Annotated in this window: 22 protein-coding genes and 1 tRNA gene; 10 read left to right on the top strand and 13 right to left on the bottom strand. The window is 68.7% G+C overall.

The features are described from left to right. Nucleotides 1–2: 2 nt before the first annotated feature. Complete coding sequence (locus ABZW96_RS28405; protein ID WP_355078686.1) at nt 3–710, bottom strand: GntR family transcriptional regulator; 708 nt, start codon at nt 708–710, stop codon at nt 3–5. 192 nt (nt 711–902) lie between these two features. On the opposite strand from ABZW96_RS28405, the gene ABZW96_RS28400 reads away from it, so the two are divergent. After that, the gene (locus ABZW96_RS28400) at nt 903–1,361 is read left to right on the top strand and encodes a hypothetical protein (protein WP_355078685.1); all 459 of its coding nucleotides are present in this window, start codon (nt 903–905) and stop codon (nt 1,359–1,361) included. 54 nt (nt 1,362–1,415) lie between these two features. Here ABZW96_RS28400 and ABZW96_RS28395 read toward each other — a convergent pair whose 3' ends face one another. The 4 genes from ABZW96_RS28395 to ABZW96_RS28380 form a co-directional block, all read right to left on the bottom strand. After that, nucleotides 1,416–2,138 (bottom strand): SDR family oxidoreductase, encoded by a 723-nt coding sequence (locus ABZW96_RS28395; RefSeq protein ID WP_355078684.1) that lies wholly within the window; start codon nt 2,136–2,138, stop codon nt 1,416–1,418. Nucleotides 2,139–2,283: 145 nt separating this feature from the next. Further along, nucleotides 2,284–2,357: transfer RNA gene (locus ABZW96_RS28390), tRNA-Pro, on the bottom strand. A gap of 60 nt (nt 2,358–2,417) precedes the next feature. Continuing rightward, complete coding sequence (locus ABZW96_RS28385) at nt 2,418–3,983, bottom strand: hypothetical protein (RefSeq protein ID WP_355078683.1); 1,566 nt, start codon at nt 3,981–3,983, stop codon at nt 2,418–2,420. A gap of 38 nt (nt 3,984–4,021) precedes the next feature. After that, nucleotides 4,022–4,984 carry a metallophosphoesterase gene (locus tag ABZW96_RS28380; protein ID WP_355078682.1) on the bottom strand — a complete coding sequence of 321 codons (963 nt, stop codon included), beginning with the start codon at nt 4,982–4,984 and terminating at the stop codon, nt 4,022–4,024. Nucleotides 4,985–5,117: 133 nt separating this feature from the next. Here ABZW96_RS28380 and ABZW96_RS28375 point away from each other — a divergent pair, with 133 nt between their 5' ends. After that, a complete protein-coding gene (locus ABZW96_RS28375) occupies nt 5,118–5,582 on the top strand; it encodes a GatB/YqeY domain-containing protein (RefSeq protein WP_355078681.1) in 465 nt (154 codons plus the stop codon). Nucleotides 5,583–5,637: 55 nt separating this feature from the next. Here ABZW96_RS28375 and ABZW96_RS28370 read toward each other — a convergent pair whose 3' ends face one another. Beyond that, nucleotides 5,638–8,004: a transglycosylase domain-containing protein gene (locus ABZW96_RS28370; RefSeq protein WP_355078680.1), complete on the bottom strand. Its 2,367-nt coding sequence runs from the start codon at nt 8,002–8,004 to the stop codon at nt 5,638–5,640. A 367-nt stretch (nt 8,005–8,371) separates the two neighbouring features. Here ABZW96_RS28370 and ABZW96_RS28365 point away from each other — a divergent pair, with 367 nt between their 5' ends. Further along, nucleotides 8,372–8,695 carry a WhiB family transcriptional regulator gene (locus ABZW96_RS28365; protein ID WP_014981178.1) on the top strand — a complete coding sequence of 108 codons (324 nt, stop codon included), beginning with the start codon at nt 8,372–8,374 and terminating at the stop codon, nt 8,693–8,695. A 95-nt stretch (nt 8,696–8,790) separates the two neighbouring features. Here ABZW96_RS28365 and ABZW96_RS28360 read toward each other — a convergent pair whose 3' ends face one another. Further along, nucleotides 8,791–9,930 (bottom strand): ArsA family ATPase, encoded by a 1,140-nt coding sequence (locus ABZW96_RS28360; RefSeq protein ID WP_355078679.1) that lies wholly within the window; start codon nt 9,928–9,930, stop codon nt 8,791–8,793. Continuing rightward, on the bottom strand, nt 9,927–10,946 hold the full coding sequence (locus ABZW96_RS28355; protein ID WP_355078737.1) for an ArsA-related P-loop ATPase: 1,020 nt from the start codon (nt 10,944–10,946) through the stop codon (nt 9,927–9,929). Before ABZW96_RS28355 ends, ABZW96_RS28360 begins: the two co-directional genes overlap by 4 nt. A 543-nt stretch (nt 10,947–11,489) precedes the next feature. On the opposite strand from ABZW96_RS28355, the gene ABZW96_RS28350 reads away from it, so the two are divergent. Genes ABZW96_RS28350 through ABZW96_RS28340 form a run of 3 tightly spaced genes read left to right on the top strand, consistent with a single transcriptional unit; the run spans nt 11,490 to nt 12,958 of the window. Continuing rightward, nucleotides 11,490–11,651 carry a DUF4177 domain-containing protein gene (locus ABZW96_RS28350; protein WP_085994820.1) on the top strand — a complete coding sequence of 54 codons (162 nt, stop codon included), beginning with the start codon at nt 11,490–11,492 and terminating at the stop codon, nt 11,649–11,651. A gap of 17 nt (nt 11,652–11,668) precedes the next feature. After that, on the top strand, nt 11,669–12,127 hold the full coding sequence (locus ABZW96_RS28345; protein WP_355078678.1) for a RidA family protein: 459 nt from the start codon (nt 11,669–11,671) through the stop codon (nt 12,125–12,127). Between the two features lie 39 nt (nt 12,128–12,166). Beyond that, the gene (locus tag ABZW96_RS28340) at nt 12,167–12,958 is read left to right on the top strand and encodes an MBL fold metallo-hydrolase (RefSeq protein WP_355078677.1); all 792 of its coding nucleotides are present in this window, start codon (nt 12,167–12,169) and stop codon (nt 12,956–12,958) included. Between the two features lie 63 nt (nt 12,959–13,021). On the opposite strand, the gene ABZW96_RS28335 is transcribed toward ABZW96_RS28340, so the two are convergent. Next, nucleotides 13,022–13,696, bottom strand: a complete 675-nt coding sequence (locus tag ABZW96_RS28335; protein ID WP_039794544.1) for a Crp/Fnr family transcriptional regulator — start codon at nt 13,694–13,696, stop codon at nt 13,022–13,024. 132 nt (nt 13,697–13,828) lie between these two features. After that, nucleotides 13,829–14,071, bottom strand: coding sequence for a hypothetical protein (locus tag ABZW96_RS28330; RefSeq protein ID WP_067799616.1), 243 nt, complete (start codon nt 14,069–14,071; stop codon nt 13,829–13,831). Between the two features lie 223 nt (nt 14,072–14,294). Here ABZW96_RS28330 and nth point away from each other — a divergent pair, with 223 nt between their 5' ends. The 4 genes from nth to ABZW96_RS28310 all read left to right on the top strand — a co-directional run bounded on the left by nth (nt 14,295) and on the right by ABZW96_RS28310 (nt 17,629). Continuing rightward, nucleotides 14,295–14,996 carry an endonuclease III gene (gene nth / locus ABZW96_RS28325; protein ID WP_355078736.1) on the top strand — a complete coding sequence of 234 codons (702 nt, stop codon included), beginning with the start codon at nt 14,295–14,297 and terminating at the stop codon, nt 14,994–14,996. After that, complete coding sequence (locus ABZW96_RS28320) at nt 14,993–15,637, top strand: TlpA disulfide reductase family protein (RefSeq protein ID WP_355078676.1); 645 nt, start codon at nt 14,993–14,995, stop codon at nt 15,635–15,637. The genes nth and ABZW96_RS28320 overlap by 4 nt, the downstream gene beginning before the upstream one ends. Before the next feature lie 85 nt (nt 15,638–15,722). Continuing rightward, nucleotides 15,723–16,439 (top strand): CoA pyrophosphatase, encoded by a 717-nt coding sequence (locus ABZW96_RS28315; RefSeq protein ID WP_355078675.1) that lies wholly within the window; start codon nt 15,723–15,725, stop codon nt 16,437–16,439. Next, the gene (locus tag ABZW96_RS28310; RefSeq protein ID WP_355078674.1) at nt 16,436–17,629 is read left to right on the top strand and encodes a MarP family serine protease; all 1,194 of its coding nucleotides are present in this window, start codon (nt 16,436–16,438) and stop codon (nt 17,627–17,629) included. Before ABZW96_RS28315 ends, ABZW96_RS28310 begins: the two co-directional genes overlap by 4 nt. 184 nt (nt 17,630–17,813) lie before the next feature. Here ABZW96_RS28310 and ABZW96_RS28305 read toward each other — a convergent pair whose 3' ends face one another. Genes ABZW96_RS28305 through nhaA form a run of 3 tightly spaced genes read right to left on the bottom strand, consistent with a single transcriptional unit; the run spans nt 17,814 to nt 20,639 of the window. Further along, nucleotides 17,814–18,749, bottom strand: a complete 936-nt coding sequence (locus ABZW96_RS28305; protein WP_355078673.1) for an alpha/beta hydrolase — start codon at nt 18,747–18,749, stop codon at nt 17,814–17,816. A 45-nt stretch (nt 18,750–18,794) separates the two neighbouring features. Beyond that, nucleotides 18,795–19,301 carry a phage holin family protein gene (locus ABZW96_RS28300; protein ID WP_355078672.1) on the bottom strand — a complete coding sequence of 169 codons (507 nt, stop codon included), beginning with the start codon at nt 19,299–19,301 and terminating at the stop codon, nt 18,795–18,797. 33 nt (nt 19,302–19,334) lie between these two features. Continuing rightward, nucleotides 19,335–20,639, bottom strand: a complete 1,305-nt coding sequence (gene nhaA / locus ABZW96_RS28295) for a Na+/H+ antiporter NhaA (protein ID WP_355078671.1) — start codon at nt 20,637–20,639, stop codon at nt 19,335–19,337. Nucleotides 20,640–20,937: the final 298 nt, after the last annotated feature.

Raw genomic sequence — 20,937 nt, 5'->3', positions numbered from 1 at the left:
TGCTATTCCGTAGCCAGCGACATCGCCGCGATCGCGCGGGTGACCCGCTCGAGCACGACGTCCAGCGATTCACCGATGTGCGTGTGCAGCAGCCGATACGCGAGCGAAAGGTCCTCCGCCAGAACGGCGTCCAGGATTCCGAGGTGCTCGGCGATGGTGGTCTCGATCCGGTTGTTGACCATGAAGTCGTACATGCGTACGTGCCGGATGCGGGAATTCACCGCTTTGAGCGCGCGCACCATCTCGGTGTTGCCCGCGGCGGTCAGCAGCGTGACGTGGAATTCCTCGTCACGCACCACGAAGCCGGGCTCCTGGGCCGGAGGGTCGGCGCGCAGTTCCAGCCAGGCGGCGCGCTCGGCCTCCAGCAGCGCCCGATCGTGCGTGACCGCGGGATTGGTCATCGCGCGCTGGAGACCGCCCAGCTCCAGCGTGATTCGCAGCTCGTACAGGTCGCGGATCAGCGGGATGCTCGGCCGGACCGGACTGAATCCGTATTCTTCGCGTTGGAGTAGTCCGTCCGAGCACAGGACGGTCAGCGCTTCGCGGATCGGCGTGCGCGAGATGCCGAAGCGGGTGGAGAGTTTCGGCTCGGTGAGACGTTCGCCGAACTTGATGTCCCCGTTCATGAGTTCGCTGCGCAGCTTCTCGTACACCACGTCGCGCAGGGGTTTGCCCGCCGCGTCGGCCAGTGTCGCTATCCGTGTCGACATGGCTGTATACGCTATTGACCTCGCGTTTCGATGGAGTGACCGTAAGTTATCGCCGCGTTAGCGTCTGCTCACCGCGCCGGTCGGAGCAATGTTCGGCCGCCGTCCGGGGTACTCGGAGCGAAACGAAATCCCGGGCAGCCCCGACAGTCTCATCGAGTCGGTTGTCCAACAGCGAAGCATCAAGGAGAAGGTATGAAGCGCAGCACGAAGATCGCCGGAGCCCTCGCCGCCGCGGCGATGGCGACCCTTGTGGCGGCCGGCAACGCCCAAGCCGATCCGGGCACGGTCTACTTCTCGGCGGGCAGCACGAACTGCGCGATCTTCGCGGACGGCTCCGTCGGATGTGATTTCGGCTATCCCCAGCACATGAGCTACTACGTCGGCGGCACCTACATCCCGGTACCGGTGACGGTGAACGAGATCGTGATCGACCAGGCCTGGCTGCCCGCGCATCCCACCTTCGACCCGGCCACGCCGTACACGCTGCCGGGTGGCAACCCCAGCATCAACGACGTGAAAACCGGCTCGGGCCAGTGGGGTCCGATCATCGAGCACGCCGGAGCGTCGTGCCAGGTCGGCTTCCACGGCAGCTTCACCTGCCAGGCACTGGGCCGGGGATTCAGTTCCTACGGCGGTACGGTCACCGCCTGAGCGTCCGGCCGGCGCGCTCGCTGACCGCGGGCGCGTCGGCCGCAGCCGCGCCTGCTACCGGCCGCCCGTGCCGTCGAGCCGGATGATCTGTGCGTTCACCGTGCTCGCCGCGTTACCGGCCAGATAGGCGACCACCGCGCCCGGCTCGGTCGGCCGCATCGCGGCGAGGGCGGTCTCGAGTTCCGCGTTGTCGGTCGTCCCGGCGCCGTAGCTGACCGTATTGACGGTGATCCGCCGGGACCCGAAGTCCGGGGCCACCGCCTGGCCGAGCTGCTCGACCGCGCCGCGCACCGCTTCGTGCACCGCGCCGCCCGGGTCGGCGGGATCGCAGACGGTGATGACCCGGCCTTCGTCGGCCAAGTGCTGCAACGCCAGTTGCATGCCGTGGAAGACGCCCTTCACCGTGGCCGCGAAATTGCTGTCGAACGCCTCCGAGCTGAGCTTCGGGAACGGCTCGGATTCCGGCACCGCCGCGGTGTTGACCAGCACGTGCCAGCCGCCGCAATCCTCGAGCAGCGCCTGCACCAGCTCCTCGTATTCGTCGCGATCGGCGATATCCGCCGCGAGTGCCAGCGCCGCGCCGCCCGCCTCGGTGATCTCCTTGACGACGTCCGCGGCGGGCTCGGGGAAGTGCGGATGCTGCACCACGACCTGAGCGCCTTGCGCGGCAAGAGTTTTCGCGATCGACCTGCCGATTCCGGTGTAGGCCGCCGTGACCAGGGCGGTCTTCCCGGACAGCGGTCTGTCCGCGGGCACGCTGTCGACGGGCTTGCTCATCTGCCGACCTTTCGTCGATTGCGGGAATTCGGTTTCAGCGATGATATTCCCGCATGCGAGCGGACCAACCTACAAAGGGCCGCACAACGGAGAAAGCCCCCGACCGTGAACCGGTCAGGGGCCTTCCCGTCGTCTCAACCACGAGTCGGGGTGACAGGATTTGAACCTGCGACCTCTTCGTCCCGAACGAAGCGCGCTACCAAGCTGCGCCACACCCCGTGAAGCGAACCTGGAGTAGCTTACAACAGGGGTGCCCGAGACGTTAAACCGGCAGGTCAGTCACCCTGCGAGGGGGCGGATGCTGGTGAAGATCTTCTTGGCGGTCTCGGCGTCGAGCGCGTGCGGGACGCCCGTGTCGGCGGCGATCACCATGACGAAGTTGCCCTGATCGTTGGGGAACGCGGCGGTGTAGACGGAGTACGCCTTCGCGCAGCCGGGCTTGGCGTCGGAGACGGTGCCCTTGGTCTCCACGAACATGCCGTGCTGTGATCCGTCCAGCGACGCCAGCGGCATGGGCAGGCCGGGTGTGCCGCCCTGGGTCCCGGTGTAGGCGAGCGTGGCGGTCCTGGTGCCGAGTTCGGTGGCCGCCTTCCCGGGGTCTGAGGTGTTCGAGCCGGTCAGGAAAGCTACGGTCCGGGTCGAGCCCGGGCAGTAGCCCTTGCCCTCGCTGGCCAAGCCCTTCCCCGCGACGGCATTCGGTGGCTCGCCGAAGCCGCCGATGGTGCCCTGCGGCGCCACCGTCCAGTCGGCGGGCACGTCGTAGGCGGCGCCGCTGTCGGGTGCTCGGACCACCTGATAGCCGGGGACGACCGGAGTCTTGTCGCCGGAACCTCGCGCGGTCGTCGTCGGGGCCGATCTGGTCGTGGTCCGGGCGGGCGCGCTCGCTGTGGTGGTGTTGAGCGCGTTCACCATCGATGGCGCGGTGCCCTCGGCGGGATCGTTCGTCTTCATCCGGGTGAGGGCCACTGCCCCGGCAGCGAGACCGGCTACCAGCAGCACCGCCAGGCCAACCGACAGAAGGACCTTCCCTCGGCCGCTCCCGCTCGGACGGTTCGGTGGCGGACCTCCGGCCTGTGGACCATAGCCCGGGTGATATCGGCCATCCGGTGCCGTGCCGTATTGCCCGGGCCCGCCGCCCGGTTGCCACTGTGGGGCCGGTGCCGGTTGGCCGAATCGATCGGCGCTCGGATAGCCGAGCAAGGTCGGTGCCGAGTCGCCGGAGCCCGGCGCGGGACCCGGCCCCCCGCGGCCGAAGGGGTCGAGCGCGCCGAGCGGTTGGCCGAGCATGGTCGGATCGTTGCGCCCGCCTGTACCGGGGCCGGGACCGCCCTGTGGCGGCCACTGCCCGGAGGGCGTCTGCCCGAGGGACGGGGCCTGCATGGTGGGATCGTTGTGGCCCGACGGTCCGGGTTGCGCGGGACCACCCGACGACGGAGCGAGCAAGGTCGGGTCGTCCTGCGTGCCCTGCGGCCGAGCCGGTGCGGGATCGCTCTGCCCGCCCGGCTGCCACTGGGGTGTGGGTGCGGGCTCTTGGTACGGCTGCCACTGCGTGGCCGGGTCGGGCTGCCACCACTGAGGCGTCGCGCCGTGCTCGGCTGGGCCCGAATGCGGCTGCCCCGGGATCAGGCCGGGCGACCGAGCGCCGCGCTGCCAAGGCGTGCCGGCGGGGCGTCCCGAGTCGTCGGTTCCGCCGGGATGCGCTCCGCTGTGCGGCGGTCGAGCGTCGTTACCGTCCGCCGAGGCGGGAACGGAACGTAATGGGGGGTAGGGCTGTTGCCGAGGAGTCGGCGGCCCGGCGGGCCGTCCCGGAGTCGTCGGGTCGCGCCGGTCGTCGAATCCACTCACAGTTGTCCCCTACCTGCCACACGTCTCGGCAGGGGACATTAGCGGGCGACGGCCTCCGATGCCGACACTCCCTGGCCCGTGTCGGCGCCCGGCCGCTTCGGCGGCGCGGCCACCAGCGTCAACAGGGTCGCCTCCGGGCGGCAGCAGAACCGGTACGGCGCCCACGGTGAGGTGCCGACACCCGCGGAGACGTGCAACTGGGTGTGCTCCCCCCACTTCGACGGACCCTTCACCCGGGACCGGTCGATCCCGCAGTTGGTGACCAGGGCGCCGTAGCCGGGCAGGCACAACTGGCCGCCATGGGTGTGCCCGGCGAGCACCAGGTCGTACCCGTCCTCGGCGAAACGGTCCAGCACTCGGGGCTCAGGGGAGTGGGTGAGGCCGAGCCGCAGGTCGGCCAAGGGATTCGGGGCCCCCGCGACAGTGTCGTACCGGTCGCGCTGCAAGTGCGGGTCGTCCACACCGGCGGTGGCGATGCGGATGCCTGCCACTTCGAGATCGCGGCGCACGTGCGTCAGATCGAGCCAACCGCGCTCGGTGAAAGCCGCACGCAGGTCTTTCCACGGCAGCGGAGCGCCGTAGGTGCGGCGGTGGTCCTTCTTGAAGTACTTCAGCGGGTTCTTCGCCACCGGCGCGAAGTAGTCGTTGCTGCCGAAAACGAAAAGGCCCGGGCGGGAAAGCAATCCGCCGAGGGCCTGAACTACCGCGGGCACCGACTTCTGATGCGAGAGGTTGTCGCCGGTGTTGATCACCAGGTCGGGCTCCAGCCGATCCAGCTCCCGTAGCCACTGCTGCTTGAGCTTCTGTCCCGGCATCATGTGCAGGTCACTGAGGTGGAGCACCCGCAGCGACGACGACCCCGGCGCCAGCACGGGCATGGTCGCCTCCCGTAGGACGAAGGCGTTGCGTTCGACCAGCGAGGCGTAGCCGATTCCGGCCACCGCGGCCCCGGCGGCTCCCAGCGCGGTCGTGCGTACAGCAGAGGTCGAGATCACGGGCATTTGCCCAGCATAGGTGACCTCGCTCAGGAGCGCCGAGTGTGTTTCCGCACAGGCGCCCGTTTTTCCGGCGGGAAATCGGGCCGCGCGGCAAATGTAGTGGGACCGCCGCGTCCCAGCGGCTACCGTGAGCGGCATGTCGGAACTCAAATCGCAGCTGCGGACGGATCTCACCGCCGCGATGAAAGCCAAGGACACGCTGCGCCTTTCCACGTTGCGGATGCTGCTGTCGGCGATTCAGAACGCCGAGGTCGCCGGCTCGGCGGCCCGTGAACTCACCGACGCCGAGGTCGTCTCCGTGCTGCAGAAGGAGTCGAAGAAGCGCAACGAATCCGCCGAGGTCTACACGCAGGCCGGGCGCGGCGAACTGGCGGCGAACGAGCGCGCCGAGGCGCAGATCATCGAGGAGTACCTGCCGACCCAGTTGACCGAGGCCGAGGTCGCCGATCTCGCCGACACCGCGATCGCGCAGGTCGCCGAGGAGATCGGGGAGCGTCCCGGCATGCGGCAGATGGGGCAGGTCATGAAGATCGCCACCGGGCTCGCCGCGGGCAAGGCCGACGGCTCGCGCATCTCGGCCGCGGTGAAAGCGCGGCTGTAGGACGGCGACGCGAAAGGGGCCGCGAACCGTGAGGTTCGCGGCCCCTTTCGCTTGCTCAGCGCGGGATCGGGATCGGGATGGGGATCGGTGGCAGCCGCGGCACGGGCAGCCCGGGGATGCCCGGCGGCGGTGCGGGCGGCCCCGGCGGCGGCGCCGCCCGGACGGTGCCGTCGCTGATGTACAGCGTGATCACCGAGCCGGGGATCGCCGACCCGTTGGGCGCGGTGCCCATGACGGTGCCCTTGGGCCGATCGCCCGCCCCGGTCACCGGCGACACCTGGAAGCCCGCGGCGACCAGCGCCGAGGTGGCCTCGCCCTGGGTCATGCCGACGACATCGGGCACCTGCGCGTTGTTCGCGCCACGCACGTACTTGTTGTCCAACGGGGGCAACCCGGGCGGCGGGAACAGCGGTATCACCGGCTTGATCGCGTTGAACCAGGTGCGCGCGGGTTCGTTACCGCCGAACAGGTTGCCGTCGCCGCAGTTGCGCAGCGGGAACGAGCAGATCTCACCCGGGGTCGGGCTGTCACCGTAGGCGTAGACCGCGGCGGCCAGAGCGTTCGTGAAGCCGAGGAAGGCCGAGGAACGGTGGCTTTCGGTGGTACCGGTCTTGCCCGACATCGGGAAGTTCCAGCCCACCGACTGGGCCGCGCCCGCCGCCGTGCCGGAGATGTCGTCCTTGCTCATGGCGTTGGCCAAGGTGTTGGCCAGGCCCGGCTCGACGACCTGCTCACAGGCCTGCTGGGTCAGCGGTACCTGCTTGCCCTGACGGTCGACGACCTCCTTGATCGGGTTCGGCGGGCACCAGCGGCCGCCGGACCCCAGCGTCGCGGCGACGTTGGACAGCTCCAGCGGATTGATCGCGACCGGTCCCAGGGTGAACGAGCCGAGGTTCTGTTCCTTGATCATGTCGGCCAGGCTCTGGTTGCCGTGGCCGGAGGTGCCCGCTTCGGTGAACGAGCGCATGCCGAGCCGGACCGCCATGTCGACGGTCGGGGTGACGCCCACGGCCTGGATCAGCTTGACGAACGCGGTGTTCGGCGACGTCGCCAGCGCTTCGGTCACCGACATGGGCGACTTGTACTTGCCCGCGTTCTCGACGCAGTAGGTGGCGGCCGGGCACCCGCGCGCGCCGCCGTTACCCATCCCCTTGGCCTCGAACCGCCCTGGCACGTCGAGCTGGGCGTCGATGCCGAGACCCTTCTCCATGGCCGCGGCGGTGGTGAAGATCTTGAAGATCGAGCCCGCGCCGTCGCCGACCATCGAGTACGGCTGCGGCTGCACGGTCTCGTTCGCGTCCCGGTTCAGGCCGTAGGTGCGGCTGCTGGCCATCGCGATCACGGGGTGCGTGTCGTGCCCGGGGCCGACCACCGACATGACTTCCGCGATGTTGTCCAGGTTCGGGTTCGCCGCGTCGGTCACCGCTCGTTTCACCGAGTCCTGCACGGCCGGATCGAGGGTGGTCTTGATCAGGTAGCCGCCCTTCTCGATCTGTTCGCGGCTGATCCCGGCGTTGGCCAGGTACTCCAGCGCGTAGTCGCAGAAGAAGCCGCGGTCGTTGGCCGCGATGCAGCCGCGCGGCAGGCCCTTGGGTTCGGGCAGCACGCCCAGCGGCTTGGTCTTCGCCTCGCGGAACTCCTCGGCGCGGCTGGGAATGTTCTGGATCATGGTGTCCAGCACCGTGTTGCGCCTGGCCAGCACGCCGTCCGGGTTGGTGTAGGGGTTCAGTTTGGACGAACTCTGCACCATGCCGGCGAGCATCGCGGCCTGGGAGACGTTCAGTTCGGCCGCGTCCACGCCGAAGTAGGTCTTCGCCGCGTCCTGGATGCCGTAGGACGAGTTCCCGAACGGGACGAGGTTGAGGTATCTGGTGAGGATCTCGTCCTTGGTCAGCTGACGGTCCAGCGTCAGCGCCATCCGGATCTCCCGGATCTTGCGGGCCGGAGTGGTCTCGATGGCGGCGCGGCGCTCGGCGTCGGTCTTGGCGACCACCAGCAGCTGGAAGTTCTTCACATACTGCTGGTCCAGCGTCGAGGCGCCCTGCTGGACCTCGCCGCTGGCGGAGTTGGTGAGGAACGCGCGTAGCGTGCCCTGCCAGTCGACGCCCTCGTGCTCGGCGAAGCGGCGGTCCTCGATGGACACGATCGCCAGTTTCATGTCGTTGGAGATCCGGTCGCTGGGCACCTCGAAGCGGCGCTGCTCATACAGCCAGGCGATCGGATTGCCCGCCGCGTCGACCATGGTCGAGACCGCGGGCACCGTTCCCTCGACCAGCTCCGAGGAGACGTTGTCGACAGCGTCGGCGGCACGGTTGGAGACGAACCCGAAGCCGCCGGCGAGCGGGAACAACAACCCGGCGACGAGCACGGAGGCCAGCACGCAGCTACCGGCCAGCCGCGCGAGCGTATGTGTGATCGGCACGAATCAAGACTACGGGTTGCCATTCCGGCGTTCTTGGCGGCATTTGTCCGGAGCGCGGAACTGGTTGTTCACGAACCGGAATGGGCGTGTCGCGTGATCGTGCGCGGCGTGTCGCGGGAGGGCGCGAACGCAATCTGCCTGCCCGTCCAGTGCGCGCAGGGCTTTGCAGGGACGGACGTACCAAAAAATCTCGAGGTGGTCTTGCGCAAGCGCCATACCTTTACCTAGATTGAGAACCCAGTGTGATAGAGCTAACACTCAAAGTGGAATGTGGTGCACTTCGCAGCGGGGTTTGGGTGCTGCGCGGTGACAACGCGATTCTGGAGCGCCGTTGACCCGGTGTTCGGACTGCAAAGGGGCACACCAAATGCACATGACAACCCCCATCGCTCGATTGGACGTGGAGCAGGCCGAAGCAAGGATCGCCTGGGTAGCCCAGGCCCGATGCAAGGAAGTGGACCCCGATCAGTTGTTCGTCCGCGGCGCGGCGCAGCGCAAAGCGGCGACGATCTGCAGGCACTGTCCAGTGCTCATGCAGTGTGGTGCCGACGCGCTGGACAATCGCGTCGAGTTCGGTGTGTGGGGCGGCATGACGGAACGGCAGCGTCGCGCCCTGTTGAAGCAGCATCCGGAAGTGACCTCGTGGGCCGATTTCTTCCAGGCCCAGCGCCAGCATCAAGTGGCGATGTAGCCCCGGCGAAATCGAAACAGAGCCCGCGGAAGCGGGCTCAGTTTCGTTTCAGGACTGTTATTTCCGTTCGGAGCAATAGCGGATACGCCTAAGTATCAGGCGGTCGCGCGGGCCGTGCCGGTGAGCTGATCGCCGACGACGCGCAGCGCGTCGAGATCGGACACCTCGAACGGAAGCGCGGTGACCGACACGATCGGCACCCGCGGATGCGCGCCGGTGAAGCGGTGCAGCAAATGCTGTTCCCGTTTGTCGGTGGCGACCCGGCGGGCGTGCACCCGCAACACCGCCGCGGTGAGCGGATCGGAGTCCGCCACCTGGTCGGCGGCGGTGAGCGCGTGATCGGCCGACAGCGAGCTCAGCACGGGATGGGTGCGGTTGAGCACCAGACCCGCCAGCGGCATGCGCTCGGTGGAGAGGCGGTCGACGAAGAACGAGGCCTCTCGCAGCGCGTCCGGTTCCGGCGCCGCCACCACGAGGAAATGCGTGCCCGGCTTCGACAGCATCGCGAAGGTGCGCTCGGCCCGCTCCTGGAAGCCGCCGAACAACGACTCCAAGGATTGCAGGAAGTTCGACGCGTCCTTGAGCATCTGTCCTCCGACGACGGTCGACACGCCGCGCACCGCCAGGCTCATCGCGCCGGTCACGAGCCGGGTCACGCCACGGCCGGGAGCCATGATCACCCGGATCATCCGGCCGTTGAGGAAGTTGCCCAGTCGCTTGGGGGCGTCCAGGAAGTCGAGGGCGTTGCGCGACGGTGGGGTGTCGACCACGATCAGGTCCCACTCGCCGCGATGGGCCAGTTGACCCAGCTTCTCCATCGCCATGTATTCCTGTGTGCCGCCGAAGGAGGAGGCGACCGTCTGATAGAAGGGGTTGGCGAAGATCTGCTCCGCTTTCTCTCCGCTGGTGTGTTCGAGCACCATGTCGTCGAACGTGCGACGCATGTTGAGCATCATCGCGTGCAGCTCGCCCTTGGCCTCCGGCCCCAGGGCCACCCGCTGCGGGTTGTTGCCGAGGTCGGCGACGCCCAGTGACTGCGCAAGCCTGCGCGCGGGGTCGATGGTGAGCACCACGACCTTGCGCCCCTCTTCGGCGGCGCGCAGGGCGATGGCGGCGGCGGTGGTCGTCTTGCCGACGCCGCCGGAACCGCAGCAGACCACCACGCGCGCGGACGGGTCGGCGATGATCCGCGAAATATTCAGCGGGGCAGCCGGGGGATGGGTCGGCATGCTCATCGGACTCCCTGTGCGGTGAGGTGTTCGGCTAGTTCGTACAGGCCGCCCAGGTCCATTCCGTCGGGCAGGGCGGGCAGGTAGAGCCGGGAGATGTCGACCTTCGCCAGTTCTTCGGCGCTGTCGTCCTGTGCTTGCAGAGTCGCGGAGTGCTCGATCGTTTCGGTGAGCAGCCCCTGGAAGTCGCTGTCGGGGAGGTTTATCCCCGCGGAGTCGAGGCCCGCGCGGACGGCGTCGGCGTCCAGGTGGCCCTGCGCGGCGCGGGCGCGCAGCTCGGGCGGGAGCTGGCCCTCGGTCGCCCGGTTCACGATGACGGTGCCGATGCGCAGGTCCGCGGCGGTGAGCTCGGCGACGGCGTCGGCGGTTTCCTGTACCGGCAGCGCCTCCAGCAGCGTGACCAGATGGATCATGGTCTGGTCGGAATGCAGCAACTGCGAGACGCCCTCGGCCTGCGAGGCGATCGGCCCGCCCTTGGCCACCTCGGCCATCGCCTTGGTGACGTCGAGGAAGCCGGCGATCCGGCCGGTGGGCGGTGCGTCGACCACGATCTCGTCGTAGACCCGCTTGCCGGACTTGTCCACGCGAACCGCGCACTCCTTGATCTTGCCGGTCAGGATGACGTCCCGCAGACCGGGCGCGATCGTGGTGACGAACTCGATGGCGCCCATCCTGCGCATCGCGCGGCCCGCGAAGCCGAGGTTGTAGAACATGTCCAGGTATTCGAGGAAGGCGTGCTCGATGTCCAGCGCCAGCGCGACCACCTCGCCGCCGCCGTCCGCGGTGGCGATGCGTGTCTCGGTCGGCGGCAGCGGCGGCAGATCGAACAGCTGCGCGATCGATTGTCTGCTCTCCACCTCCACCAACAGCACCCGGCGCCCGCCCGCGGCGAGCGCCAAGGCCAGCGCCCCGGCAACCGTCGACTTGCCCGTGCCTCCCTTGCCGGAGACGTAGTGCAAGCGGGCCTGTTCAGCGCGCTTCGGCCACCTTGCGCCCACTTCCGGCTCCTCCGAAAGCGGCACTGCTGTTGGTACTCCCACGATCGCGAGCCTATAACTGGTTCGCCGCCGCGGGGCACGGGCCGTACCAGACGGGCTGATCCAAAAGCGGTTCCCAGCCCTGCCCCCGCCACCGCAATAAGTTGCGGGCTCACTCCGCGAGCCGCCGATAACCACACGAAATCAGTCGCCGAACCAGCAGATCTCCCGTCACCGACACAGGCGCCGGTTGCGGGCGATCGTGCCGACCCCACCGAGCCGGGTGAGACAGACCACTCATTCGCGGTACGCCTCGGACCGCCCGGCCGCCGCGCCCATGGCGAGGTCGAGTAATGCCCCCGCCAGTCCATAGAACCACTGCGAAACCCCGGGAGACCGCAACCCCGAATCCGGGGTGATTGCAACCGCGAACCGAGGTAGTGCGGCTCCACTCCCCACGCGCCCAGCGCACCGCAACCACGTCTTTCGAGCGAAGCGAGACCGAGCCTGTTCCGTTCGCAGCCACAAGGGGGCCGCGAACACGCCGCGACGAAGTCGCGGCAATCAGACAGAGCTACGCTCTCGCACATGAGTGATACGACCTTGTGGGAGTACGCGACCGTGCCGCTGCTGACGCATGCGACGAAGCAGATTCTCGATCAGTGGGGCGCCGACGGCTGGGAGCTGGTCACCGTGCTGCCCGGCCCTACCGGTGAGCAGCACGTCGCCTATCTCAAGCGGCCCAAGTAGCGAAGGAGGGTGACGCAGTGACCCAGTGGGAGAAGAACCTCGCCGAGCTCGGAATCACCCTGCCCCCGGTCGTGGCACCGGTCGCGGCCTATATTCCCGCGATCCGCACCGGGTCGCTCGTCTATACCTCCGGTCAGCTGCCGTTCGTGAACGGCGAGCTGTCGGCGGTCGGCAAGGTCGGCGCGGAGGTTTCGGTGGAGGCGGCCAAGGAAGCGGCTCGGCTGTGCGCGCTCAACGCGCTGGCCGCGGTGCACGACCTGGTCGGGCTGGACGCGGTGGTGCGGATCGTCAAGGTGGTCGGATTCGTGGCTTCGGCACCCGGATTCGGCGATCAGCCGGTGGTGATCAACGGTGCGTCGGAGTTCCTCGGTCAGGTCTTCGGTGACGCGGGCAAGCACGCGCGCTCGGCCGTCGGCGTCTCCGAACTTCCCCGGAATACTCCGGTCGAAGTCGAACTGATCGCCGAGGTGCGCTAGACCGGAACTGTCGGCTCCGTTTCTATCCGAGGTTTTGCGATGACGTTGACACACCCCGCCTACGGGCAGCTCCGACAGGTCACCGAGACGGCGGCGGTGCTGCTCGCCGACAATCCGGGACAGATGACCCTGGAGGGAACCAACACCTGGATCCTGCGGGCGGCGGGCCGGTTGGACTGTGTGGTGGTGGACCCGGGTCCGAAGGACGAGTCGCACAGCGCCGCGATCGCCGAGGCCACCGGTGGCCGGGTCGCTCTCACCTTGATCACCCACCACCACCACGACCACACCGGCGGGATCGATCATCTGGTCGAACTGACCGGGACATCCGTGCGCGCCAAGGATTCCGGCTTTCTGCGCGGCTCGGCTGCCGCCTTCGCCGACGGCGAGGTGATCGAGGCCGCGGGCCTGCGGATCACCGTGCTGGAAACGCCGGGCCACACCGACGACTCGGTCAGTTTCGTCCTCGATGACGCGGTGCTGACCGGCGACACCATCCTCGGCGCTGGCACCACCGTGCTCGGGTCAGGCAGTGGTGCGCTGGCCGACTATCTGTCCTCGCTGGACCGGCTGCTGGAAGCGGGCAAGGGCAAGGCGTTGCTGCCCGCGCACGGCCCGGATCATCCTGATCTCGAACCGGTGGCCCGCTACTACATCGCCCATCGGCACGAGCGCCTCGGCCAGGTGCGGGAAGCGTTGCGGGTGCTCGGTTCGGATGCGGACGCGATGGCGGTCGTACGGCGCGTGTACGCCGATGTGGACGAGCGGCTGTGGCCCGCGGCGCGCAGTTCGGTGCAGGCGCAGCTGGACTACCTGCGCGTGCACGGCTGACAGGAACAACGGAACGCCGGGTTCAGTGGAGCGCTGAACCCGGCGTTCGTCGTTCGGGGCGTGTTACCGAGCGCGGCGGGCCAGGCGCTCGGAGTCGGAGATGAGCACGCTCTTGCCCTCCAGCCGCAGCCAGCCGCGATGCGCGAAGTCGGCGAGCGCCTTGTTCACGGTCTCGCGGGAGGCGCCGACCAGCTGGGCGATCTCCTCCTGGGTCAGGTCGTGGGTGACCCGCAGCGCGCCGGCTTCCTGCGTGCCGAAGCGCTGTGCGAGCTGCAACAGCGCCTTGGCGACGCGGCCGGGCACGTCGGTGAAGATCAGGTCGGCCAGGTTGTTGTTGGTCCGGCGCAGGCGGCGGGCGAGGACGCGGAGCAGTTGCTCGGCGATCTCGGGCCGCTGGTCGATCCAGGTCTTGAGGGCGTCGCGGTCCATCGTCACCGCGCGCACCTCGGTCACCGTGGTGGCGGTGGAAGTGCGTGGACCTGGGTCGAAGATGGACAGCTCGCCGAACATGTCGGACGGGCCCATGATGGTCAGCAGATTCTCGCGCCCATCGGGCGAACGGCGTCCGATCTTCACCTTGCCGGACGTGATGATGTACAGCCGGTCACCCGGCTCACCCTCGTTGAAGATGACATGACCGCGCGGGAAATCAACCGGCTGAAGTTGCTTGGCGAGGGCGGCCACCGCAGTGGGCTCGACGCCCTGGAAGATGCCTGCTCTGGCGAGGGCCTCGTCCACGAATGTGCTCCTTAGGGAAATGGCTCTGTACCGGACCGAAGCGACTCGGCCAACAGCGCAGTCTACGCGGCCTCACTACAGCGTAGTGACGGACACCACGTAACGAGTGGATTGCGCGACACTTGCGCCGCGTCAGCTGGCGCGGGCCACGTCCATCTCATCGCCGCGGGAGCGGCGCTTGCGCATCCGGGCGACGGCGGCGGGCAGACCGAGTTTGGTCAGCTCCTTCACCTCGGCGTTGCTTGCCTTGTCCAGGTACTGCTGAACCTCTTCGTCGGGTTCGAGAAGCTTGCGGAGCCGGTTCTCGACCCGCTCCATACCCAGTGCGAACAGCATCAGCACCACTGGGAAGAGCACCACAGCGAGTCCTTGCATGACGAGCAGTAAACACGGTCGAGGTCTCAGATGGAACACGGCAACTGAACTGGAAGGACAACGTTGTCTGCCGATTCCGTATGGTGGACGCGTGCGCGTCTCCCCCTCCACCGCCTCCGGGAACGGGCTTCCGCCCGGCTCCGAGCCCTCCGGAACGCCGCCGGTCGCCGCCGCGGCTCCGAATCGGAAAACCAGGGCACGACAGGCGGAAACCCGGCTCGGGCTGGTCCGCCGCGCGCGCCGGATGAACCGTGAACTGGCGACCGCCTTCCCCGACGCGCACTGCGAGCTGGATTTCACCACACCGCTGGAATTGGCGGTGGCGACAATACTTTCGGCACAATGCACCGACGAGCGCGTGAATCTCACCACGCCCGCGGTGTTCGCCCGTTACCCGGACGCGCGGGCCTACGCCGAGGCAAATCGCGCGGAGCTGGAGGAATACATCCGGCCGACCGGGTTCTACCGGAACAAGACCTCCTCCCTGATCGGACTCGGCCAAGCGCTGCTGGAACGTCACGACGGTGAATTGCCTCACACCCTGACCGAACTGGTCCAGCTCCCCGGCATCGGGCGCAAGACCGCCAACGTCATCCTCGGTAACGCGTTCGGGGTCCCCGGCATCACGGTCGACACCCATTTCGGTCGCCTGGTGCGCCGGTGGGGATGGACCGACGAGGAGGACCCGGTCAAAGTCGAGCACATCGTCGGCGCGCTGATCGAGCGCAAGGAATGGACGATGCTGTCGCACCGGGTGATCTTCCACGGACGGCGCGTCTGCCATTCCCGCAAGCCGGCGTGCGGTGCGTGCGTCCTGGTCAAAGACTGTCCGTCGTTCGGGATCGGGCCGACCGATCCGGAGGCCGCGGCCAAGCTGGTGAAGGGGCCGGAGCGGGAGCATCTGCTCGAGCTGGTGGGCCGGTGAGTTCTGAGCCCTCGGGCCGAAGGAGTGCGGGACATGCGTGGCGCTGGGCACTTGCCGGTCTGATCGTCGTGGTCGCGCTGGCGGTCGCGGTGTGGCCGCGCGGCGACGACCGGAGCGAGGAGCAACACCAGGCTCCCGTTGCCTCCGGCGTCTCCGATGACCTGCGCGCCGCCGCCCATCTGTCCGATTGCCCGAGCGGCGCGGCCCCCGGCAACGGTCCGCTGGCCGGGATAACGCTGGGATGTCTGGCGGACGGCGAACCGGTCGACCTGGCCGCCGCGCTGGCGGGCAAGCCCGCCCTGCTGAATCTCTGGGCCTACTGGTGCGCACCGTGCGCCAGAGAGTTGCCGTATTTGCAGCAATACGCCCAACGCGCCGGAAACGCGATTACGGTGCTGACCGTGCACAGCGACCCTGATGAGGCCAAGGCACTGTCCCGTTTGCGCGGACTGGACGTGAGATTGCCCGGCGTGCTCGACGCCGACGCGCGAGTGCGCACGGTCGTCGGCGCCCCCTCTGTGCTGCCGATCTCGGTGCTTGTGCGTGCCGATGGCTCGATAGCCGACGTCGAGGTGCGCGCTTTCGACGGGGTGGATGACATCGCGAATACCGTCGCGGGCAAGCTCGGAGTGGCCGCATGACGATGCGGGTGGACGAATCAATGGTGGAGGTGACGGTGCGGGCGTGCACGCGGGTCGGTGGGCGAATGCGCGGGGGAGGTGCGCGATGACCATCGAAATGCCCCCCGGCATCCCGAACTGGCTGACCCGCTCGGCCGAACCGGCCCTCGACAGCGCCGACACCGCGACCAGGGCGCGTGCGCTGCGCCGCGCCATGACCGTGACCTCGAAGCCGCGTCAAGCGGCGGTGCTCGTGCTGTTCGGCGGCTCGCCCGAGCCCGACCCGGACGCCCCCGGCGGACTGCCCGCCGACGCGGAGGTGCTGCTCACCCAGCGCGCCTCCACCCTGCGTCAGCATCGCGGCCAGGTGGCCTTCCCTGGCGGCGCCGCGGACCCGGGCGATGCCGGGCCGATCGATACCGCGCTGCGGGAGGCATGCGAGGAAACCGGCCTCGACCGTTCCGGCGTGGAACCGTTCGCGGTACAACCCAAGCTGTTCGTGCCGGTCTCTCGTTTCGACGTGACGCCGGTGCTCGCGTACTGGCGTACGCCGGGTGCGGTGCAGGTGGTCGACCGGAGCGAGACCGAGCGGGTCGTGCGCGTGCCGCTCGCGCAGCTGCTGGATCCGGCCAACCGCTTCCTGGTTCGCAGCCCCCTCGGTTATCAGAGCCCGGCGTTCCAGGTGGACGGGATGCTGGTCTGGGGCCTCACCGGCGGCATCCTCGCCGGGATCAGCAAGGCCGCGGGCTGGGATCGCGAGTGGGACCACGCGGACGTCCGTGATCTGCAGACCGCACTCGCCGCCGTGGGGATGACGTTATGAGTTCGTCGGCCTGGCTCGACATCGCCGTCGTGCTACTGGCCCTGCTCGCCGCTTCTTCGGGCTGGCGGCAGGGCGCGGTGGCCTCCGCGCTCGCCTTCCTCGGCGTGGTGCTCGGCGCGGTCGCGGGCATCCTGATCGCGCCGCACATCCTGGTGCACGTCGACGAGGGCCGCACCAGGGTGCTCACCGGCGTGCTGCTCATCGTGGTGCTGGTGATCGTCGGTGAAGTCGCGGGCATGGTGCTCGGGCGCGCGGCGCGCAGCGGCATGCGTCATCCCTTCACGCGCAGCGTGGACAGCGTGGTCGGCGCGGGGCTGCAGGCGGTCGCCGTGCTGGTCACCGCGTGGTTGCTGGCACTGCCGCTGGCCACCTCGTCACAGCCGGCCATCGCGACCGCGATCAACGGCTCGCGGGTGCTGGCCGACGTCAACGACGTCGCGCCGAACTGGCTGCGCAAGCTGCCCAACGAATTCTCCAAGCTGCTCAACACCTCCGGTCTGCCGGACGTGATCGGGCCGTTCGGGCGGGCGCCGATCGCCGCGGTGGAACCACCGGATCCGAGCGTGCTGGCCAGCCCGGTCGCCGCCTCGCTGCAGCAGAGCGTGCTGCGGATCCGCGGTGTAGCGCCGAGTTGCCAGCGGGCGCTGGAGGGCTCGGGCTTCGTGATCGCCCCGGAGCGCGTGATGACCAACGCTCACGTCGTCGCGGGCACGACGAGCGTCGACGTGGACACCGCCTACGGCTCGCTGCCCGCTTCGGTGGTGCTGTTCGACCCGTTCACCGACGTCGCGGTGCTCTCGGTACCCGGACTCACCGCTCCGGTCGTGCCGCAGGCGCCGTCGCCCGCGCGTACCGGCGACAGCGCCATCGTGCTCGGCTACCCGGGCGGTGGCCGGTACACCGCGAGCGCGGCCCGGATCCGCGAGACTCTGGATCTGACCGGCCCGAACATCTACCGCGACGGAACGGTGAAGCGTGAGGTGTACACCGTCCGCGGGCTCGTCCAGGCGGGCAATTCCGGTGGGCCGCTGGTGGATACCGAAGGGCAGGTGCTCGGGGTCGTCTTCGGCGCCGCGGTGACCGACAACGACACCGGTTATGTGCTGACGCTCAACGAAGTCCGCTCCGAACTCGAAGCTTCGCAGCGTTCCGATGGGCCGGTGGCCACGGGGGCCTGTGTGCTGAGCTGATCCGCGACGCGGGTCGGCCGTACCACCGGAACGGAGCCGTGGTATTCCGATGTCGCGGAACTCGTTCCGCTGCAGGGCTTGGTCGCGACTTGGGAAGGCGGAAGCGCGGGATCGGTGTGGGTACGCGCTTTCAGCGAACCGAGACCCGGCCGCGAACCCGTGGCCGGGCCGGAACGCGAAGCGTTCAGCCGAGGAGTTTGACCAGTTCCTTCGTCACGGCGTCCGGGTTCTCCTGGTGGGCGAAGTGCCCGGCCGCCGGGATACCGGCCAGCCGCCGTTCCGGCGAGAGATGGAGGTCGCGGCGGAAGGTTCCCGGCAGTACGTACGGGTCCAGCTCGCCGCGCATGGCCAGGACGGGGATGCGGATGGGTTGGCGCATGGTCGCCATGAACCGGCGGCCGTCCGGACGCCACTGGCTGCGGAAGGCCCAGCGCTGGTACTCCAGTGCGCAATGCGCGGCGCCGGGGATCCGGATCGCCGACCGCATCCGCTGTGCGGTGTCGACGAATTCGGCGGTGTTCGCCCAACCCGCGCTGACCCGTTGGCGCAGCAGCCGTTCCACTTCGAAGCCGTCGGCGGTGGTCAACAAGTGCTCGCCGTACCGGGGGAGCTGGTAGCGAAGGAAGTTCGGCAGCCAGGCCGCGCGCTGGCGGCGGTTGCGCAGCACGGAGCTTTTCAACGCCGACGGATGCGGCGAGCCCACCAGCGCGATCGAGCGAACCAAGCGCGGATGCAGCACCGCCGTGGTCCAGCAGACCAGACCACCCTCGGCGTGCCCGGCGAGCGTCGCCTCGGTGTAGCCCAGTGCCCGGATCAGCCCGGCGACGTCACCGGCGAGCGTCCAGCCGTCGTAACCGCGCGGCGGCTTGTCGCTGTCGCCGTAGCCGCGCAGGTCGACGGCCACGGTGCGGTAGCCGAGCTCGGCCAGGCCGGTCAGTTGGTGCCGCCAGGACCACCAGAAGTCGCCGAAGCCGTGCAGCAACACGACCAGCGGTGCGTCGGACCGTTCGGGCGCCGCGTCCACGACGTGGAAGCGGATGCCGTTGGCGTGCACGTCCCTATGCGTCCACGGTCCGTCGTAACGGACGCTGGACGGATCCGGGAGCAAGTTCGCCGACACGCCGATCGAGCCTAGTAGCCGCCGTACCGGCTCGCGCACGCGCGCCTAGGAAGTCTGCTTCTCCAGGGCGAGGCGGTCCTCGTGCGCGGACGCGCCCAAGCCGTGCGGCAGCACCGTGCGCGCCTGCTTGAGCGAATCGATCGTCTTCTCCGGCGCGCGCAGTTTCTTCACCCGCCGGTAGCCGAGGAACGCCAGTACCGCGGTGGCGACGACCATGAGCAGGAAGACGATCAGGAAGGCCGCCCAGCGCGCCAGCCACACGTCGAGCAGTTCGCCGAGGAAGAAGAAAAAGAAGAACGTGCTGAACAGCAGCACGGTGAGCGCGAGGATGAAGTAGACGCTGCCCTGCAGGCCCTTCTTGATCTCGCCGGTGACCTCGGCCTTGGCCAGTTCGACCTCGGCGCGGACCAGGGTCGACATCTGCTCGGCGGCGTCGCGCACCAGCGTCCCGAAACTGGCGTTGCCGAGCGGATCGGCATCCGTGAGGGGAATGGAGGTGACCGTACGACCGCGCTCCGCGTCGCTCCCGTTACCGCCGTGGTTGAAACTCACTTGGTCGACCCTTCTCCCTGTCCCGGCACTGCTTCAACTCCCGTTCGATCGGCGGTGCTCCCGGTGCCCTCCGTGGTCACGCAGGCTACCGCCTCCGGGCGGATCGCTCGCGCCGCCGTATTGTTCACGTTGTAGCGCACGGGCGTCCCGCCGAGCCTGGTGGACACGCCCACGCCGCAACAGTAGCGCCGAACCGGCGAGCGACGCCGCCATTGATGTCACCAACACAGCGGCCTTCGCCAACTCGACGGCCGACCCGTCCGCGACATCGGCGAGCGCGAGTTCCGCCACGAGAAGGCTAACCGTGAAGCCGATCGCGCCGAGCACCGAGAGGGCGAACATGTCCCGCCAGCCGAGTCCGCTGGGCCGCGTCGCGACGCCCAACCGGATTGCCACCCAGCTCATCCCGAAAATCCCGAGCGGTTTGCCCACCAGCAGGCCGAGAATCACGGCCAGCGCGAGCCGGTCGGTGAACAACTCACCGAAGACCGTGGGATTCAACGGGACTCCGGAGGCGAACAGGGCGAACAGCGGAACGCACAACCCGGCGGAGACCGGCTGGAAGATGTGCTCGAGCCGGGTGGCAGGCGCTTCGGATTCACCGGGATCCGCACGCACCCGGGTGAGCAGGCCGAGGGCGACGCCCGCCAGGGTGGGATGGATGCCCGCCTCGTGCAGCGCGTACCAGGACACCAACGCCAGCGGCACGTAGAGCAACGGAGTGCGGATTCGCGCGCGTTGCCCCGATGCCCACCCGGCGAAGCATCCGGCGGCGACGAGCAGCCACAGCAGCGACACCGTCGTGGTGAACAGCACCGCGATCAGGACGATGGCCATCAGGTCGTCGACCACGGCCAGGCTGAGGAGGAAGACCCGCGCGCCCGTAGGGATGCGTGAACCGGTCAGCGCCAGGACGGCGAGCGCGAACGCGATGTCGGTGGCGACGGGGATGGCCCAGCCACGGTCCATGCCGGGGATCCCGAACCCGACCACCGCCGCGATCAGCGCGGGCGTCACCACACCGCCGATCGCCGCGATGACCGGCAGAGTGGCGCGTCTGCGGTCGGCGAGTTCGCCGACGACCAGTTCGCGTTTGAGCTCCAGGCCTGCGACGAAGAAGAACACCGCGAGCAGACCGTCCTCGGTCCACTCGGCCAGGGTCAGTTCCAGATGCAGCGGCGGTATCGCGACGACCGTCTCGGTGATCGTCAGATAACTGGCTCCCCACGGCGAGTTCACCCACAGCAACGCTCCGGCCGCCGCGATCAGGAGGAGTGCGCCGCCGAAGGTTTCCGTGCGGAGGTAGCGGGACAGTTCCGAGCGCACTCGCGTGATCACGGGAAACCTTTCGGCCGGTGGTCGGGCGGCGCGGACGCGGCACCCACCGGCGTCGGCTGAACGGGTGCGCGACCACTCGCCGACCAGACTTCCCGGCACACCTGACGCAATCTTAACGGGTGCGGCCGGTACCGGGTCCCGGCACCGGCCGCGCTCAGCGCTGTGTGATCAGCCCTTGCCCGCCCGGATCGCCTCGAAGACGCTCGGGTCGACGAGGGTGGAGGTGTCGCCGAGTTCGCGTCCTTCGGCGACGTCGCGCAGGAGTCGGCGCATGATTTTGCCGCTGCGGGTTTTGGGG

The sequence above is a fragment of the Nocardia sp. NPDC004168 genome (assembly GCF_040610355.1).
Classification (GTDB): Bacteria; Actinomycetota; Actinomycetes; order Mycobacteriales; family Mycobacteriaceae; genus Nocardia; species Nocardia sichangensis.
The sequence above is the reverse complement of the archived record's forward strand: the minus strand, read 5'-3'. Positions and strand labels throughout refer to the sequence as shown.

Excerpts from the sequence above, each read along its gene's own strand:
- ABZW96_RS28405 (WP_355078686.1), bottom strand. The coding sequence starts at position 710 with ATGTCGACACGGATAGCGACACTGGCCGACGCGGCGGGCAAACCCCTG.
- ABZW96_RS28400 (WP_355078685.1), top strand. The coding sequence starts at position 903 with ATGAAGCGCAGCACGAAGATCGCCGGAGCCCTCGCCGCCGCGGCGATG.
- ABZW96_RS28395 (WP_355078684.1), bottom strand. The coding sequence starts at position 2,138 with ATGAGCAAGCCCGTCGACAGCGTGCCCGCGGACAGACCGCTGTCCGGG.
- ABZW96_RS28380 (WP_355078682.1), bottom strand. The coding sequence starts at position 4,984 with ATGCCCGTGATCTCGACCTCTGCTGTACGCACGACCGCGCTGGGAGCC.
- ABZW96_RS28375 (WP_355078681.1), top strand. The coding sequence starts at position 5,118 with ATGTCGGAACTCAAATCGCAGCTGCGGACGGATCTCACCGCCGCGATG.
- ABZW96_RS28365 (WP_014981178.1), top strand. The coding sequence starts at position 8,372 with ATGCACATGACAACCCCCATCGCTCGATTGGACGTGGAGCAGGCCGAA.
- ABZW96_RS28360 (WP_355078679.1), bottom strand. The coding sequence starts at position 9,930 with ATGAGCATGCCGACCCATCCCCCGGCTGCCCCGCTGAATATTTCGCGG.
- ABZW96_RS28350 (WP_085994820.1), top strand. The coding sequence starts at position 11,490 with ATGAGTGATACGACCTTGTGGGAGTACGCGACCGTGCCGCTGCTGACG.
- ABZW96_RS28340 (WP_355078677.1), top strand. The coding sequence starts at position 12,167 with ATGACGTTGACACACCCCGCCTACGGGCAGCTCCGACAGGTCACCGAG.
- ABZW96_RS28330 (WP_067799616.1), bottom strand. The coding sequence starts at position 14,071 with ATGCAAGGACTCGCTGTGGTGCTCTTCCCAGTGGTGCTGATGCTGTTC.
- ABZW96_RS28315 (WP_355078675.1), top strand. The coding sequence starts at position 15,723 with ATGACCATCGAAATGCCCCCCGGCATCCCGAACTGGCTGACCCGCTCG.
- ABZW96_RS28310 (WP_355078674.1), top strand. The coding sequence starts at position 16,436 with ATGAGTTCGTCGGCCTGGCTCGACATCGCCGTCGTGCTACTGGCCCTG.